Annotated in this window: 17 protein-coding genes; 5 read left to right on the top strand and 12 right to left on the bottom strand. The window is 47.6% G+C overall.

Annotated features, from left to right (window positions below):
* Position 1: 1 nt before the first annotated feature.
* The 3 genes from KD145_RS10655 to KD145_RS10665 are packed head-to-tail and all read right to left on the bottom strand — an operon-like array spanning position 2 to position 1,549.
* The gene (locus KD145_RS10655; RefSeq protein ID WP_212005868.1) at positions 2 to 394 is read right to left on the bottom strand and encodes a DUF423 domain-containing protein; all 393 of its coding nucleotides are present in this window, start codon (positions 392 to 394) and stop codon (positions 2 to 4) included.
* Positions 387 to 890, bottom strand: a complete 504-nt coding sequence (locus KD145_RS10660) for a shikimate kinase (protein ID WP_212005869.1) — start codon at positions 888 to 890, stop codon at positions 387 to 389. The genes KD145_RS10655 and KD145_RS10660 overlap by 8 nt, the downstream gene beginning before the upstream one ends.
* Before the next feature lie 38 nt (positions 891 to 928).
* The gene (locus KD145_RS10665; RefSeq protein ID WP_212005870.1) at positions 929 to 1,549 is read right to left on the bottom strand and encodes a 4'-phosphopantetheinyl transferase superfamily protein; all 621 of its coding nucleotides are present in this window, start codon (positions 1,547 to 1,549) and stop codon (positions 929 to 931) included.
* 107 nt (positions 1,550 to 1,656) lie between these two features.
* Here KD145_RS10665 and dcd point away from each other — a divergent pair, with 107 nt between their 5' ends.
* Complete coding sequence (gene dcd, locus KD145_RS10670; protein ID WP_113617921.1) at positions 1,657 to 2,193, top strand: dCTP deaminase; 537 nt, start codon at positions 1,657 to 1,659, stop codon at positions 2,191 to 2,193.
* A 157-nt stretch (positions 2,194 to 2,350) separates the two neighbouring features.
* Here dcd and KD145_RS10675 read toward each other — a convergent pair whose 3' ends face one another.
* Complete coding sequence (locus tag KD145_RS10675) at positions 2,351 to 3,472, bottom strand: AAA family ATPase (RefSeq protein ID WP_249219793.1); 1,122 nt, start codon at positions 3,470 to 3,472, stop codon at positions 2,351 to 2,353.
* Positions 3,438 to 4,151 carry an RNA ligase family protein gene (locus KD145_RS10680; RefSeq protein WP_212005871.1) on the bottom strand — a complete coding sequence of 238 codons (714 nt, stop codon included), beginning with the start codon at positions 4,149 to 4,151 and terminating at the stop codon, positions 3,438 to 3,440. Before KD145_RS10680 ends, KD145_RS10675 begins: the two co-directional genes overlap by 35 nt.
* A 304-nt stretch (positions 4,152 to 4,455) precedes the next feature.
* Here KD145_RS10680 and KD145_RS10685 point away from each other — a divergent pair, with 304 nt between their 5' ends.
* Entirely contained in the window at positions 4,456 to 6,210 is a 1,755-nt protein-coding gene (locus KD145_RS10685) for a DUF885 domain-containing protein (RefSeq protein WP_212005872.1), read from the top strand.
* An 89-nt stretch (positions 6,211 to 6,299) separates the two neighbouring features.
* On the opposite strand, the gene KD145_RS10690 is transcribed toward KD145_RS10685, so the two are convergent.
* Entirely contained in the window at positions 6,300 to 7,520 is a 1,221-nt protein-coding gene (locus KD145_RS10690) for a DUF4272 domain-containing protein (RefSeq protein WP_212005873.1), read from the bottom strand.
* Between the two features lie 258 nt (positions 7,521 to 7,778).
* On the bottom strand, positions 7,779 to 8,627 hold the full coding sequence (locus KD145_RS10695; RefSeq protein WP_212005874.1) for a DUF1080 domain-containing protein: 849 nt from the start codon (positions 8,625 to 8,627) through the stop codon (positions 7,779 to 7,781).
* Between the two features lie 105 nt (positions 8,628 to 8,732).
* Here KD145_RS10695 and KD145_RS10700 point away from each other — a divergent pair, with 105 nt between their 5' ends.
* Both KD145_RS10700 and KD145_RS10705 read left to right on the top strand, forming a co-directional pair.
* Positions 8,733 to 9,371 (top strand): hypothetical protein, encoded by a 639-nt coding sequence (locus tag KD145_RS10700; RefSeq protein WP_212005875.1) that lies wholly within the window; start codon positions 8,733 to 8,735, stop codon positions 9,369 to 9,371.
* Between the two features lie 153 nt (positions 9,372 to 9,524).
* Positions 9,525 to 10,244 carry an SRPBCC family protein gene (locus KD145_RS10705; protein ID WP_212005876.1) on the top strand — a complete coding sequence of 240 codons (720 nt, stop codon included), beginning with the start codon at positions 9,525 to 9,527 and terminating at the stop codon, positions 10,242 to 10,244.
* 73 nt (positions 10,245 to 10,317) lie between these two features.
* On the opposite strand, the gene KD145_RS10710 is transcribed toward KD145_RS10705, so the two are convergent.
* The 4 genes from KD145_RS10710 to KD145_RS10725 form a co-directional block, all read right to left on the bottom strand.
* The gene (locus KD145_RS10710; protein ID WP_212005877.1) at positions 10,318 to 10,620 is read right to left on the bottom strand and encodes a YtxH domain-containing protein; all 303 of its coding nucleotides are present in this window, start codon (positions 10,618 to 10,620) and stop codon (positions 10,318 to 10,320) included.
* Between the two features lie 393 nt (positions 10,621 to 11,013).
* Positions 11,014 to 12,249, bottom strand: coding sequence for a TlpA disulfide reductase family protein (locus KD145_RS10715; protein ID WP_212005878.1), 1,236 nt, complete (start codon positions 12,247 to 12,249; stop codon positions 11,014 to 11,016).
* Between the two features lie 11 nt (positions 12,250 to 12,260).
* Complete coding sequence (locus KD145_RS10720) at positions 12,261 to 12,947, bottom strand: YggS family pyridoxal phosphate-dependent enzyme (protein ID WP_212005879.1); 687 nt, start codon at positions 12,945 to 12,947, stop codon at positions 12,261 to 12,263.
* A gap of 91 nt (positions 12,948 to 13,038) precedes the next feature.
* Positions 13,039 to 14,178, bottom strand: coding sequence for an acyl-CoA dehydrogenase (locus KD145_RS10725; protein WP_212005880.1), 1,140 nt, complete (start codon positions 14,176 to 14,178; stop codon positions 13,039 to 13,041).
* A 246-nt stretch (positions 14,179 to 14,424) separates the two neighbouring features.
* Here KD145_RS10725 and KD145_RS10730 point away from each other — a divergent pair, with 246 nt between their 5' ends.
* Positions 14,425 to 15,372: an arginase gene (locus KD145_RS10730; protein WP_113617905.1), complete on the top strand. Its 948-nt coding sequence runs from the start codon at positions 14,425 to 14,427 to the stop codon at positions 15,370 to 15,372.
* Here the strand turns inward: KD145_RS10730 and KD145_RS10735 are convergent, their stop codons facing one another.
* Positions 15,373 to 16,455: a DUF3810 domain-containing protein gene (locus KD145_RS10735; RefSeq protein ID WP_212005881.1), complete on the bottom strand. Its 1,083-nt coding sequence runs from the start codon at positions 16,453 to 16,455 to the stop codon at positions 15,373 to 15,375.
* Between the last annotated feature and the right edge of the window lie 13 nt (positions 16,456 to 16,468).

Here is a 16,468-nt window from a genome sequence, read left to right on the forward strand (position 1 = left end):
TTTACGCTTTAATTTTCAAAACTCCCATGAGCAGACTAATCCAGCCTGCGATGAACACCAGCCCTCCGATGGGTGTGATAATACCGATACCTCTCAACCCTACACTACCAGTGGCTTTGAGCATGGTGAGCGCATAGAGGGAACCGGAGAACAGGAAGATGCCGATGATAAAACATCTGCCGGCCCATTCCAATTGAGCGCCCGGAACATGAGCAAAGAGAATGCCGGTAACTAATAATGCAAATACATGATAGAACTGGTAAGTAACGCCTGTCTGGAAAGTAGATACTGTTTCGGGGGGTACCAGCTCTTTCAGTTTATGTGCGCCAAAAGCGCCTAAAATCACTGCCAGTGCACCCAAAGCAGCTGCCCATACTAAAAAACTCTTATGCATGTTCAATATTTTTTGTAAAGGTATCCAATGAAATATTATCGGATGAAATTATATGCCTGGACTGTTCATAAAAAGGTCTGCGTTCGGCCATCTTTTTTTCCACAAAGTCGAGCAGGTCTTCATCATCGAGGTCCTGGATCAGCGGCCGTTTGTGTTTTTTGCGTTGCAGCCTTTCCACCATTGCTTCGAGGGAAGGGTTGATCCAGATGGTGATGCCGTGTTCGTTCATGAAGTCCATGTTGTCCTGAAAGCAGGGCGTGCCGCCGCCGCAGGAGATCAGAAAATTGTCCTGCCGGGACAGTTCACGCAGCAACAAGCTCTCCTTTTCCCGGAAATAATCTTCGCCTTTGGTGGCGAAGATGTCGCTGATAGCCATTTCTTCCGCCTCTACGATCACTTCATCCAGATCATAGTAGGGCAACTGCCAGTGATCGGCCAGCTGTTTGCCCCAATAGGATTTTCCGGCTCCCATGAAGCCGAGCAAGAATATTTTCATAAGTCAAAATAACGCAACAGTTAGTAAAATTCCTTTCCTCACGCCGGATGTGTCCATGCCAGGCACAGACCATTCTCTATTATATATTGCAAATATAACCGGGTATTTGAATCCGGCTTCACAAAATTAGCGCTGATAAAGCCCATCGGCTGATAGACAAAGGGTTGCAGCACCAGGTTCTCTCTAAAATCAACGCTTCCCAGCCCGTACCATTTAAACATTGCTTCCTTAGCGCTCCAGCAGATGGTTTTATGGGGTAATGCATGTGTAGGATCAATAAAATCCCGTTCGTCGGGTGACAGGAACTTATGCGACACCTTTTCTATCTTATCTTTCACTTCTTCTATATCTATCCCTACAGCGGCTTTGGTACTCACGATGGCTGCTACATGATCTCCGCAGTGGGAGATGGAGAAATGGTAGCTATCGCAGGTCAGTACTGGCTTACGGGATCCTGATATCTGAATCTTTTCGATGGGGAATTCAGGGAAAAGCGTTACCAGCAGATATCTGCCTGCAAAATGCTGTAATCTTTTGTGTGGATGATGGATCTCGGGGCTGATGTTAACCCGCTCCCGGAAGAAACTTTCCTGCTCTTCGATGCTCCACACGCCCAATCTGGTTTCCGGATCAATTTGTATGGTACGTATTAATGGCATATCTTGCCAAATTAAAGCAAAAAAGCATAAATAAAAGAAAAGGTTTCGCTTTTAACGCACCTTTATAAAATGCCCGAAGCTTTTATGCTACTACTAAAACACCTAACATGATCCTGTCAGACAAACGGATATTGGAAGAAATTGAAAAAGGCACTATTATTATTTCGCCTTTTGACCGGAAGTATCTTGGTACCAACTCTTATGACGTGCACCTTGGCAAATATCTCGCCACCTACAAAGATCGTATTCTGGACGCACGCAAACACAATGAAATCGAGCATTTCGAAATACCGGAAGAAGGTTATGTGCTGCAACCCGGTACCCTTTACCTGGGCGTAACCGAGGAATACACCGAAACCCATGCGCATGTGCCTTTCCTGGAAGGCAAGTCCAGCACGGGCCGCCTCGGTATAGACATTCACGCTACCGCTGGCAAAGGCGATGTAGGCTTCTGCAACACCTGGACCCTGGAAATCTCCTGCGCACAGCCCGTAAGGATCTACGCCGGTATGCCCATCGGCCAGCTGATTTATTTTGTAGTGGAAGGCGAAGTGGAAACGATGTATAACAAAAAAGGCAATGCCAAATACAACAGCCGCACCATCAAACCAGTGGAAAGCATGATGTGGCGCAACGATTTTTAGTTCCTGTAAACCAGGCGTTTTTAAAAGCATTTCAAAATACAAGGGGCGAAGATCAATTGGTTTGATCTTCGCCCCTTGTGTTCTGTTTTTATAGCATTCAAACTACTCCAAAGAAAAGGAGTCTCATCATTCCATTATTTTTTACCCATACTTTTTTTTAAGGCACCTGATATATCACCTCATGGGCTTCTGTAAGCGTGGGCACTTCCAGCTTGCTGATAAGCCTTTCCATGGCGGCGGAGGGCACGATATGTTCCCGCTGCGTGTTTTGCTGCAACAACCGCGCAGCCGGCACTTCCACGTATACGATGGTCACCGCCGCATCATAGGCAGTGAACAGACTTATCAGCTGTTCACGCATCTGCCGGGTGATGTTGGTAGCATTCCAAACAAAGGAACGACCTTTACGGAGGTACTCCCTGGCCTGTTCTTTAGCCGCCTGAATCACAGTACCATTGCCGCTTTTGTCGGTGGGACTTATTTTCATAGTCCTGCGGATATCATCCAGGGAGATGACCGGCCATTGCCGGTAATTCCTTTGCACCCAGGTATCCTTTCCTGCGCCGGGCAAGCCACTCATCATGATCACCTGTGTATTGGGCTGCTGATAAGGCACATAGTCCGGTGATGTTTCTTCCTTCATCAGGTAGTACATCCGTGCAGCAGCATTCTCAAATGCCCGGGGCACGCCCCAGCATTCATTTTCCCGGCACAGCTCCTCGAAGCAGTCCAGCCGGTACAACAGGTCAGCCTGATCCTCACAGATGCGGCCCAATGCATCGGCCCGGGCCAGCAGTGCCAGCAGACGCGTGTTGACTTCCAGACTGGCCGTGATCACCGCTTTCTGCGGATCTTTTTTATCAAAGACCCAGAGCGGCAGCCCATGGTAGCGTACCAGTTTCGCGATCTCCTCACGGATAGGAAAAGGTGTAGACACCTCCCGATACAGGATCTGCCGGGCACGCATCTCCCCTTTCCGTGCATGGCCGGCAGAAGTGATACTGCCATCCGGTGCACATACAGTGGTGGAATATTTTTCCACGTCATGCAGCAATGCCGCGGCCCACAGGATCTCCTGCTGCTGTAGCGGCAGCTCCTGGTATGCGGGCAACTGCTGCAATGCTTCCAGCACCATCTGCGTATGTACGGCAACGTTACCTTCCGCATGATGCCGTGCATCCTGGGGCACGGAAGCCATCACTCCTACCCATTCGTATTTTTTTTCCAGGTAAGCCCAGTCTTTATTATCTGTAATCTGCCACATAATTACCTCCTTCATAATTTAACCTGGCCCTGCGCCAGTGGCGGGTCCAGTGCTGATCTGTTTTTACATGCCCTTTACGGACATATTTAAATACGTTGCGGGAAAATTCACTCACGGCATAACCTGCAGCATTACGCGACACGAGGCCTTCCATAATAGTCGGTTCACCAGTAAACGCATCATACGGATCAAAGGCACCACGGCCAGACACCAGCGACAGCGTATCCTGTTCAAACTCCTGGCGTATAGCCGGCGGCGTTACCACCTTCACTACCGGTACCACCGGCAAATCCAGCATGGCCGCATAAAAGCAGGTCTCTTCCCAGCTCAGCCAACGATCATGTTCCCGGACACCAAACACATAAAAATGATGGTCCAGGTTTTTATATTCTATAGAATGCACCGCGTACAGGTTTTCCAGGAAGATCTCCAGATCACCCAGCTCATTTTTAATACTTTGCCAGTAGCGGCGTATGCTCTCAGTCCATGCAGAGGTAGTGGGTGCGGCATGTGAACGCGCAAACACTCCATGCCGGGAGAGACAGTTATTTTCTCCGTCCAGTTTTTCCGTATGTATCAACTGCGGGATATTTACCAGATGCTCCCAATAGTCGTGCTGGATGCGGTCATCGCTGGTAGTGCCCGGTGAAAACGGATAATGATAGGTACGGCCATATTTTTGGGAAATCGCCATAATCAATTACGAATTTCGAATTACGGATTATGAATGATGGATGAATGAACCATCAGTAAGTTGAGTGTTTGTAACCGTAATTTTTATGAAAAAATAAAATCACAGGCCTGTTCCGGGATGGAACGGCGAAGGAAACATATTAATATGCCTGTGAGATTACATGGCACAAAGGTTTATCTGTTTTATGAATGAGGCGCAAAGATAATAAACTTTTTTAATCCTCTTGCCATCCATCCTGTTCTTTCGGGCGTCATACGCTATAATTCTTTATATTGGCTTCAAGACAATCAACAAATCTATCATCATGAGAAAAATACTTCTTTGCGCCGCCGCGGCTGCAGCCATAATTGCCTGTAACAACGGCAACAGCTCCCAGGGCGGTGGTAAGGCAGACAGTGTGCTCAACAACGCATTTACTGCTTATACACAACATTTTATCGATCAGTTATGGAAAGAAAACCCCGATTGGGCCACTAATGTAGGTTATCACAAATACGACTCTGTACTGATTGTGCCCGACAGTGCTGCTCAACAAGCCAGCCTGGCTTTTGCGCAACAGCACCTGGATTCTCTCAAGTCCTATGAACTCAGCAAACTGTCTGATGCCAACCAGATAGACTATCAGCTGATAGAAAACTATCTGAAATCCGTACAATGGAATATTAAAGAACAGAAACACAACGAGTGGGACCCTTCCACTTTTAATGTGAGCCAGACTTTCGCTTTTATACTCAATGAAAACTATGAGCCGCTGGAATCCCGTCTGCGCAGCTTTTCAGCCAGATTGGGCAATGTGCCGGCCTACTATGAAGCTGCCAAAAAACAGATCAAGGACCCTGTACCGGAGCTGACTTCACTGGCGGTAGATCAGAACAACGGTGGCCTGTCTGTTTTCGAAAAAGATTTCGTAGACTCTTTACAGAAAACCAGTTTCAGCGCCGATGAAAAGAAAAACATGATTGCCCGTGCACAAACCGCCACCAAGGCTATCAAGGACTATGCTGTCTGGCTCAAGGCACTGAAGCCTGCTAATCCTCGCAGCTTCCGCCTGGGACAACCCCTGTACGATCAGAAATTCAACTTCGATATTCAATCTTCCTATACGGCATCTCAGATCTTTGATTCCGCTGTAGCCCGCAAAGCCTATGTGCATAAAGAAATGGCCCGTATCAGCCGCGAACTGTGGCCTAAATATTTCGGCAGCAAGCCGATGCCTTCCGACTCACTGGAACTGATAGGACGTATGATTGACACCCTGTCCGTAAAACATGTGAAGCCAGAAGAATTCCAGGCAGCTATTGAAAAACAGCTCCCTACACTGATCGCTTTCATCAAGGAAAAAGACCTGCTGTATATCGATCCCAAGAAACCGCTGGTCGTACGTAAAGAACCAGCTTACATGGCCGGTGTGGCTGGCGCCTCCATCAGCGCTCCCGGCCCGTACGACAAAGGTGGCAATACCTACTACAATGTTGGCAGCCTGGAAGGATGGCCTAAAGAAAAAGCAGAAAGTTACCTGCGGGAATACAATCAGTACATCCTGCAGATACTGGACATCCACGAAGCCATCCCTGGCCACTATACTCAGCTGGTATATGCCAACCAGTCGCCCAGCCTGATCAAATCACTGATGAGCAACGGCGCTATGATTGAAGGATGGGCTGTATATACCGAACAGATGATGCTCGAAAACGGCTATGGCAATAATGAACCGGAAATGTGGCTGATGTGGTACAAATGGAATCTGCGCGCAGTCTGCAATACCATCCTCGACTACAGTGTACATGCAAAAAACATGAGCCGCGAAGATGCTATCCATCTGCTGACCAAAGAGGCCTTCCAGCAACAAGCCGAAGCTGAAGGCAAATGGAAAAGGGTTAGCGTGACCAGTGTACAGCTCACCAGCTATTACACCGGTTACAAAGAAATCATTGACCTGCGGGAAGCTTATAAAAAGAAGATGGGCAAAGATTACAGCCTGAAAACTTTCAATGAAAAATTCCTGAGCTATGGCAGCGCGCCGGTGAAATATATCCGCCAGCTGATGCTGAAACAATAGAAATTTGATTATTGGGGTATTTGGCTATTTGGTTATTTAGGGATTTGAATCAAATCAGAAAATCCCTAAATAACCAAATAATCAAATAATCAGGTATCGCAGGTAACCTCGTCCCATGGCTGGTTGCGATAGTTGATCAACCAGTTGAGCGCGTAGTGTCTTTCGTAAACAATACCCCGGTGAGTAGGTGCTTCTTCATTTTTCAGGATAGCATCCACACAAGACCAGTGGGCACGATAATAAAGATCGTTGGCATCCAGTATTTCGGTAGCAGGACGCAGTTCCTTTACTAAAGCGAAAAAGGAGGCCGGATCAGTTTCAAGCCCTTTGAAGGGATATACTTCCTGCGGCACCATATCCAGATTACAGAGATCATTCATATACCCCAGCTCCGGCACTTTGTTGAGTGCCCACATCAGTACCCAGATATCTTCACATTTCCAGGTTTCCTTTCTTTTCAAGTCTTCTGTAGGATTATCCAGGAAGGATTTTTCTGCCGGTGTGGTATGTTCCCACAACTGATGTTGCTGCAGATAACCGATGATTTCTTTTCCTTCGAGATATCCGAAAGCGACTGCATTGACAGCTGAAAGCACGGCTACACGGGCTGCTACTTCGGCCGGAGTGCGGAGCACCACATTACTTTCGTCTGTAATGGCCGGCAGCATAGCACTTGAGCGGATACCCATAGACTGCAGCTGTTGCAGGCTGCGGGCTTTTCTTTCCAGTGCTTCCGGAGAAGGTAATGTCTGGCTGTCAAAATATTTTGCGTCGATATTGACAGTAAGATGGGTGGCGGTAGAGTGTCCGTTTACATCAAGCAGCAGGGCACCTGTTTTATCCCAGAAGCCTTGTACATCCGTATTAAAGATCACATTGCCTTCGGAGAAGAAGAAAGCGTCCAGCTCGTAGGCTAGTTCCATCACTGCCGAACGGAGGTCGCCGTTGAAAGAAGGCTCCGCCATGATCACCACCTCTGTGTTGATGGTCGGGATTTTTGCCAGCAGCCGCTCTTTCAGTTCCTGATTGTCGGCGGATATCTGCTGTACAAAAGCATACATACCGCGCAGGTTAACGATGATGGGTTCATCACTGTGTTCCAGGGTATATCCTGGTACAGTCCGCTGTCTGTAAGTGATAGTAAGGGTGTTACCCTTTCTTAAACGTCTTTTTTTCGAAACTACTGTAATAGACTCCCAGTGCTCGTCCTGTCCTGTTACTTTCAGGGAAGATGCATCAAAGTGCGCACGCATGCGCGTCAACACCTTTCCCATATCTACCTCGTGCGTGTAGAGGGTACAATTTTCCATGCTAATTTTTTCGAGGGGGCAAATGTACCCAAAGCTCTCGAAAATCAGTTTTGGAATTTTCATTTTTCCTGATTCGGGAATAGTTATTGCCCCGATTTCAGGTAAAAAACCCTATAAAACATGAAACGTAATCATTACCGGCTTGCCTTTCTCCTACTATGTCTGATCATGGCAGTGGCTGGCTGTGTACCACCCAGGCGGCCAGCACGGCCACCGCAACCGCCTAAGCCACACATGCCGCCACAGGTAGACCTTGTATTATTTTTTAATACTGTTCCGTTGCTGCAACAGCTGTAAGATCCTGTTAAGTTTCACCGGATCATTGATATAGGGAGAAAGGTCAAACAGTTCTACTTTGCGGAACTGTACAGGATGGCTCTCGCTCTGCAGGGAGATAGAGCCTTCGGTGAGAAGTATTCCGTCTTTTTTCACGGCAGGGTCTGCATGTAATACATTTCCCCCTCCTATCTGTGGTTTGTTGTATACAAGCACTGTATCTCTTTCCACGATGTGTTTGATTACAGAATCGCGGAGTACCAGCGCTTCCACATGTACCCACTGGTCGCCATGATAGGTTTTGGAGGTGGAGCTGATGCAATGGTCTGTAATCAGCTTACCGTTCATTACCACGTTGGTACCGGGAGTACAGAGGTTGGCCGTGCTTCTGGGATCTTTACCGTTGCCACCCAGCAGCTGTTCTTCCAGGGAGATGGGGAAGTCCTGGTTTTTGGTCATGGTGGCAGCAGGCTGTCCGTGCAACATAATACCGCTGTTGCGGAAAGCCCAGCCTGGCCCGCCTTTCACCTGGTTACCGGTGAAGCGGTATTCAGCCACAACGAGGTAAGCAGAGAAATTCTTTTTATAAAAGATGTGCCCATACCGCTCTTTAAACTCATCGTATTTATCGTAGTTGACGGTTAAGAGGCCATCCTGTACGCGGAAAGTATTACCGAAATTATCATTGAGGTCGTAGCCGGTTATTTTGACGTCCCAGTCTTTGAGATCCTTTCCATTGAAGAGTTTCAGCCATTTATTCGGGGCAATTTCCTTTTGCGCAAAGCTGTGCAGGCCGGATAGTAACAATAACGTGGTCAATAACTTTTTCATATGTTCAAAGTGTTTGGCCGGTTAAGATAATGGATCAGTCAGAGAAATACAAGAGATTAACTGGCATATATTTCGTACACGACACCTGATCTGAAACCTTGATTTATGAAGCTTTTATCGCTATTCTTTATCTTTTTGCTGTTGTGTATGAAACCGATCCTGGCACAGGAAGATGTTGACTCCTGGCCAACAGTTTTGCATGGGCAGTTAAAGGCACTGGAGAAAGCGCAGCTGGAGCAGTGGCCTGCTCATGCAGACACCCTTCTGATGCTGGGGCGCGAGCATCCGGGAGAATGGTTACTGCAATATTATGCAGGGTGGGCTTATACACAACTGTCGTTCAGGGCAAAAGGTGAGAAAAAGGAAGCGTACTGCGAGCTGGCAGCTCCTTTTGTAAAAAGGGCGCTGGAATTGCAACCGGAGAATACGGAATCGCTGACGCTGATGAGTTACTGGCTCTCTGCCCGTATTAATGCAGACCATTCGCGGGGAGCAGCCCTGGGTATGGAAAGCCGGCATTATGCAGACAGGGCGATCAGTGCCGATCCCAGCAATCCGAGGGCCTCTCTGATGAAGGCGTTGAATATTTACTATACACCAGCCATTTTTGGAGGTGGTAAAAAAAGAGCGCGGGCTGCAGTGGTAGAAACCGGTGAGAAGTTTGCGCGCTTTACGCCAGTCAATGAACTGGCGCCCAACTGGGGGAAAAATATTTATGAACACCTGAATGCTTCCTATCAGTAAATGGTAGTGTGTAAATATTTACGCACCGTACCGATCCCGCCACAGGCGTAACAGCGTCACACCTCGATCTATATAATTAATAATCAATTATTTAGATTGTTATTGCAAAAAGTGCAGGGTTTTCGCTGCTTCTCCCCAAACTGTATATATGCTATGATAAAACAATCAACAAATGGTCATGTACCACCCAAAGCTGGAAAGCTTTACGAAAGTTCAAATATCATCAATGTCACGCCGGAAGGCAGAATTGTATCTATTTTCACGGGGGCATGGCTTTTGGGTAGTGCTATCAGCAAAGTAGATAAAAAGCCGGGGGCAAGCCTCTTAAAGCTGCTGGGTGCCGGTTATTTGCTGTACCGTGGTATTTCCGGCAATGATCTTGTCAATGGATTGCTGGGCAGACGAAAACGGGATAAACATGCCACTTCTATCAATATCCGGGCATCCCTGAAGATTGACAATCCGAAGGAGGAGGTATATTATTTCTGGCGTCAGCTGGGTAATCTGCCGGTATTCATGAAACATTTGCAATCTGTTGAAGAACTGGACCCGCTGCATTCACATTGGACAGTGAAAGGCCCTGGTGGCATCGGCACACTTGAATGGGATGCGGAGATAGTGAAGGAAATACCTGGTGAGATGCTGGGATGGCGTTCATTGCCGGGGTCGTCTATTGCTACGGCGGGGCGTGTAACCTTCCAGGATACACTGAACGGAGGTACAGAACTGGATGTGATTATCACCTACCGTCCACCGGCCGGTTATATGGGCAGCGGTCTTGCCTGGTTATTGAATCCCTCTTTTGAGAATATGATAGACCGGGATATCAAACGTTTTAAGAACTATATGGAAACCGGAGAAATTATCAGTTGAATTACAAATTAGAAAATTACGAATTACGAATTGATGAGTAAATCGTCCCTTCGTAATTCGTAATTTGCTCTTATTAAGAAAGCGCTTCCTTTTTAAAGCGGTAATATTTGCCCTGTGCTTTATTGATCAGCCTTAAAACACGCTCGCGGGTATCATTATGCAGACCGTCGATTTCCTTTTCAAATACCTGTTTAAGGTCGGAGAGGTCTTCACCGCTACGATTCATCATACCATTGATTTTGTTACGCCAGTCATCCGCAGTATGCCTGATTTTTCTACGGGTATGATCGCCACTTTCCGGAGCTGTCAGCATACCGATTACAATCCCTGTAGTCAACCCTGCTATTGCTCCTGCTAAAAATTTGATGGTAGACATAATGTGTAGATTTTTATGGTTTTAACAAAAAAGTGCGTGCGTGGTTTAAAACCTGCACAACGAAAGCAGAATTTCCAAATATCAGGCCATAACAGCCACCACAAATGTTAATATACGGTAAAAGGAAGAAGTGGAATTTATAAAGACAAACGTGGAAGGTGAGAAACCTTACCGGAACAATACCTGGAATTGACATTGTTCCGGACAGGTGGATACGACAAGCGTGTTAGATAATGGTGGAATTCATAAAGTCAAACGGAGCAGTAAAATAGGCAGTTTTTTCAATTTTTCAATACTTTTTGAAAGAGATGAAAAAATAAATTTTCTTAAAAAGTCAAATCCTTCCGGGTAACGGTGTACCAGGAAGGATTTGCGCTATTTTACCGGAGCATTTCAGGATTCCAGCAACTGAGTGATTAATCTTTCAAAATCGGCTTTGAACTGTTCATAGTGTTCGCCGGTGCCAGGACCGGAGAAGCCGGTATGTACTTCTTTTACATTTCCTTTTTTATCGATGAAGATAGTGGTCGGGAAACCTTTGATACCGGTCAGCTGTGGCAGGGTCTTCTCCCCTTTTTCCGGGTCAGCTGGTGTAACACCAGTGATGAGCACCGGATACTGTACATCAAAACGTTGCAGGAAGCCGGTGAGGGCTTTTTTGGACTTGTCAAAGTCGGGCGTACGCTCGTAAGCCAGGCCGATCACTTCCACGCCGCGGTCTTTGTTTTTCTTGTACCACTGGCTCAGGAAGCCGGTTTCGTCCATACAGTTGGGGCACCAGGAGCCCATGAGGGTGATCACTACCACTTTGTTTTTGAAGCGGTCGTCGTTGATGCTCACTTTATTGCCGCTGAGGTCCGGAAAGGTGAAATCCAGTTTGGACTGGCCGGGTTTCATCGTTGCCAGGGTGCGTTCATCGGGCAGTTTGGCGGAGTCGTTTTTCACAGCGGTCCAGTCTTCCACGTGGTCGCCAATGCCAGCGAAGAAGCGGCCGTTGACGATACTGTCTTTTTTCACCAGGCCTGTAAAGAGGTAAGCATGAGAGCCATCGAAGGTAGAGAGGCGGAGTGTATCGCCATCCATGATACCGTCGAGGAAGCGGTAGTCGCCGGTGGTAGTGAGGAAAGTTCCGTATACCAGGTCGCCCATCTGTTTGAATTCGCCGATGGCTTCGCTGGATTTATCCTTGTCTACAAATTTTGTCACCCAGCGTCCTGTCACCTGCTGAGCGGGAGTTGCGCCTTTTTTGAAACGTTCTGCTGTATGAGGTTGGGCAGTAAAGGGGATAGACACGTCTTTATCTGCGAGGTGCCTGATCCATTGTCCTTCGAGGCTGCCACCTTCTGCAAAGCGGGCTTTGAATTCAGAATCAAAGAAAGGCATTTTGATAAATACGGAATCACCGTTCACTTTTACATCATCTACCAGCAGTTTATCAGTGGCGTTGAGTACATACAATACTTTTTTGCCAGCGGTATCCTTTACCTGGAAATTGAATACGATGTTGGCGCCGTCAGCCCGGTGCAGGCTTGCTTTCCATACGCCGTCGCTGAGTTCTTTTTTAGTGTTGCCGGTATTGCAGGCGGCCATGCCGATACCTGCGAGACAATAGATCCAAAGTTTCTTCATAAGTTGCTAGGTTACTTATTATAGTTCCTTTCTCCAAACAGCAGGCTGCCGATACGCACCATGGTACTGCCCTCCTCCAGTGCGATGGGATAGTCAGCGCTCATGCCGATGGATAGTTCCCTGAAATAATCCTTGTTGTTAAAAAATGTTGTTTTAACAGACCCGAATAACTGGTGGAGCTGGTGGAACTCTTGGCGGACCTGTGATTCGTTGCTGGTGTTGGTGGCCATGCCCATCATGCCGGCGATATGTACATGTTCGAAATCGGCAGGGTGCGATTCCCAGAAGGCGAGCAGTTGCTGTAACTCCTGCTCATCCAGGCCAAACTTGGTTTCTTCCGCGGCAATATGTACCTGTAGCAGGCAGTTGATGACACGCTGGTGTCTGGCGGCCTGTTTGTTGATCTCCTGCAGCAGCTTCAGGCTGTCTATTGCATGGATGGTATGTACAAAAGGGGCCAGATACTTCACTTTATTGGACTGGAGGTGTCCGATATAGTGCCATTCGATGTCTGCCGGCAATACTGCCTGTTTTTCTACTAATTCCTGTACGTAATTTTCGCCAAAGATGCGTTGTCCTGCTGCATAAAATGCCTCTATATCTTCTACCGGTTTGGTTTTGGAAACCGCCACCAGTTTGGCATGATAAGGTGTCAGGGCAGACAGTACCTCTTTATAGGCGGTGATGTTGATAGCCATCTGACAAAAATAAAAAAATTAGGGATTGGGGCCACATAAAAAAGGGCCGACCGCGCTTGCTGGTCAGCCCTTTGGAATATTTGGTGATGATTTACCCCAGGATGGAACGGCTGATCACGATACGCTGCACTTCTGAGGTACCTTCGTAGATCTGTGTGATCTTGGCGTCGCGCATGAGGCGCTCAACGTGGTATTCTTTTACATAGCCATAACCGCCGTGTACCTGCACAGCTTCAGTGGTTACCCACATAGCTGTTTCGGAGGAGAACACTTTAGCCATAGAGCCGCTGAGGGTGTAATCGAGGTGCTGATCTTTTTCCCAGGCTGCTTTGAGGCAAAGCAGGCGGGAAGCTTCGATACGGGTAGCCATATCCGCCAGTTTGAACTGGATGGCCTGGTGCTGGGAGATTTCCTTGCCGAAAGCTTTTCTTTCTTTGGAATATTTGAGGGCCAGCTCATAAGCACCGCTGGCGATGCCCAGCGCCTGGGAAGCGATACCGATACGGCCGCCGGCCAGTGTTTTCATGGCGAATTTGAAGCCGAAGCCATCTTCCCCTATTCTGTTTTCTTTTGGCACTTTAACATCCTGGAACATGATGCTGTGGGTATCGCTACCGCGGATGCCCAGTTTATTTTCCTTGGCGCCTACAGTCACGCCCGGGCTGTTTTTTTCGATGATCAGGGCATTGATACCTTTGCTGCCCTTTTCAGGGTGGGTTTGTACCATTACGAGGTATACGCTGGCGGAGTTACCGTTGGTGATCCAGTTTTTGGTACCGTTTACCAGGTAGTGGTCTCCTTTATCTTCGGCGGTGGTGCGCTGGGAGGTGGCATCTGAACCGGCTTCCGGCTCACTCAGCAGGAAAGCGCCGATGATCTCGCCTTTGGCCAGGGGCACCAGGTATTTCTGTTTTTGTTCTTCGGTGCCATAGGTTTCCAGGCCCCAGCATACCAGTGAATTATTAACACTCATCACTACGGAGGCAGAGGCATCTATTTTGGAGATCTCTTCCATCGCCAGTACATAGGAGATGGTGTCGAGGCCGGCACCCCCATATTTGGGGCTTACCATCATACCCAAAAATCCCAGTTCACCCAGTTTCTTGATCTGTTCGGCAGGGAATTTCTGGTGCTCATCGCGCTCTATCACCCCGGGTAATAGTTCCGTATTGGCGAAATCACGTGCAGCCTTTTGAATCATCAGATGCTCTTCCGTAAGTTGATAGTCCATGGTTTATAGTTGTTGTTTTATGAATAGTGATCCATCCAAATTATTTATAAATCAGGACGTAAAAAAATGCCACTCGTAAAATTCAACGTTGTCAACCATATCCCGGAAATTATTGAATAAAATAGCAGGATAACGTAACAGTATTGGATTTGGTTTATACATTATATAGAACTTTTTCATCATTGCCAGTCCTGCTGCTTTGGGGGTTCTCTTAAAATCCTGTAGCTTGCCGGTAATGAAAACTTTATGAAGAATATTAAAATAATAGAAGTCAAGTCGGAAATAGGGGCTGGTACCCGTGGCGCCAGCCTGGGCGTGGACGCGATCAAGATAGCTGCACTGGACTTCATGAGCAACTTTTTTGTACACTTCCCCACCGAAGCAATCGAAACGGAAAACAAACTCCTGTTTGAACCTATTGAATCGCCTTATGCCAAGCGGATCAAAGGCACCGTCAATATGTATGAGCGTATCAGTAAAAGTGTATGTGAAACGGTGAAAGCCAACTGGTTTCCGGTAGTGCTTTCAGGTGACCACAGCACTGCCGGCGCCACTATCGCCGGGCTGAAGATGGCGCACCCCAAGTCCAAGCTGGGTGTTATCTGGATTGACGCCCATGCCGACCTCCATACCCCTTACACCACCCCTTCCGGCAATATGCACGGGATGCCGCTGGCCACCGCCATTGCGGAAGACAACCTCGACTGCAAGGTGCATGACCTCGACGAACCGACCACAGGTATGTGGAATGCCCTTAAAAACATCGGAAAAATCGCCCCCAAGGTGTTACCGGAAGATATTGTATTCATTTCCCTGCGGGATTATGAGAAGGAAGAAGACTACCTGATCAAGCAGTACGGCATGAAAGTAATCACCACCAACGAGGTACGCCGTAAAGGGCCTGAAAATATCTCCCGATCGGTGTTCCGCTACCTGAGCGATTGCGATTATATCTATGTGTCTTTTGATGTGGACAGCCTGGACGCTTCCATTTCCAAGGGTACCGGCACACCGGTGAGCAACGGTTTAAGGGAGCGTGAGGCCGAAGACCTGATTGCCAAATTCATGCAGCACCGCAAGATCTGCTGTTTTGAGATCACGGAGGTAAACCCTACGCTGGACCGGGAAAATCTGATGGCGGAGATAGCCTTCAACATCCTGCAGCGCAGTGTGAACGTACTGATGATGAACTGATTACCGGATTTTAAACCAGGCAATGAGCCAGCCTGTCACTTCGCTGTAGCTGCGTATTCCTTTGTCCTGTTTATTAGCCTTCAGATATTTGTCGTATAGGATGGTAGAGTAATCTTCCACTTTACCGGTATACTGCTCATAGAACTTAACAATGTTTTTATAGTCGGCTTTTACGCCGGGCACGGCCCGGTGCCATACTTCTTTTGCCATGGCAGTATCTCTGACGGCCAGCTGTTTAACACTATAGAGGAACATATCGAAGTTGGCCGAATAACGGAAATGGCTATCCGCTGAACTGTTGGCAGCCAGGTATCCTACGAAATTAGCATCTTCTTCGGGAGCATATCCCAGCTGGTGGGCTATCTCATGGCAGGTGACGATAGGCAGCAGTACAGATGGTGTGGTGGTGTTTACCTGGGCTTCTCCGGAGAAGGGGTTGAGGTAACCGGTCACCCCGGGATAGTTAAGCCATTCGCCGAACATGGCGGGTTTTACGCTGGGTGACTGATAACGGAAGGCAGGCCATTGACCGGCGGCGGTACTATACGCCATCACCGCTTTTTTAAAGACAGGCACAGTGGTATCGGGCATTGTCATACCCAATGTGTCTCCCAGTTTCAGTTTTTCCGCGTTGGTCAGCTTCAGCAGGGTATCCGACAGCTGGTACAGCTGTTGGGTGTTATAAGCACCGGTAATGATGCCGGTATCGCGCAGAAGGGTGTTACGTTCGTAGTTGAAGCCCCACAAGACAAGAAAGGCCAGGTAAAGCTTCAATATAAAATGAATGCCACGCAGCAACAGCAGACCGGAAACACTCCATTGCATCCGGATGAGTTTATAACATAGTTTTAACAGAAAAAATATGGCTGTTCCGATCCAGGCTATATATATTACGTCCCCAACACTAAATGGTACTATACCTGTTAACTGACGAAATGCCCTACTACTCCACATATACCACCTATGGAAGTAGCAATCACTGAAGTGATGGCTCCAGGCGAACAATCCCTTTAACAACAGTATAACCGCAAGTGTTAATACAATACGAACGATCTTCTTTTTAATTTTGGCACTCGTTTCCATATAAGCGGCGAAA

It is taken from the genome of Chitinophaga sp. HK235 (assembly GCF_018255755.1).
Lineage (GTDB): Bacteria > Bacteroidota > Bacteroidia > Chitinophagales > Chitinophagaceae > Chitinophaga.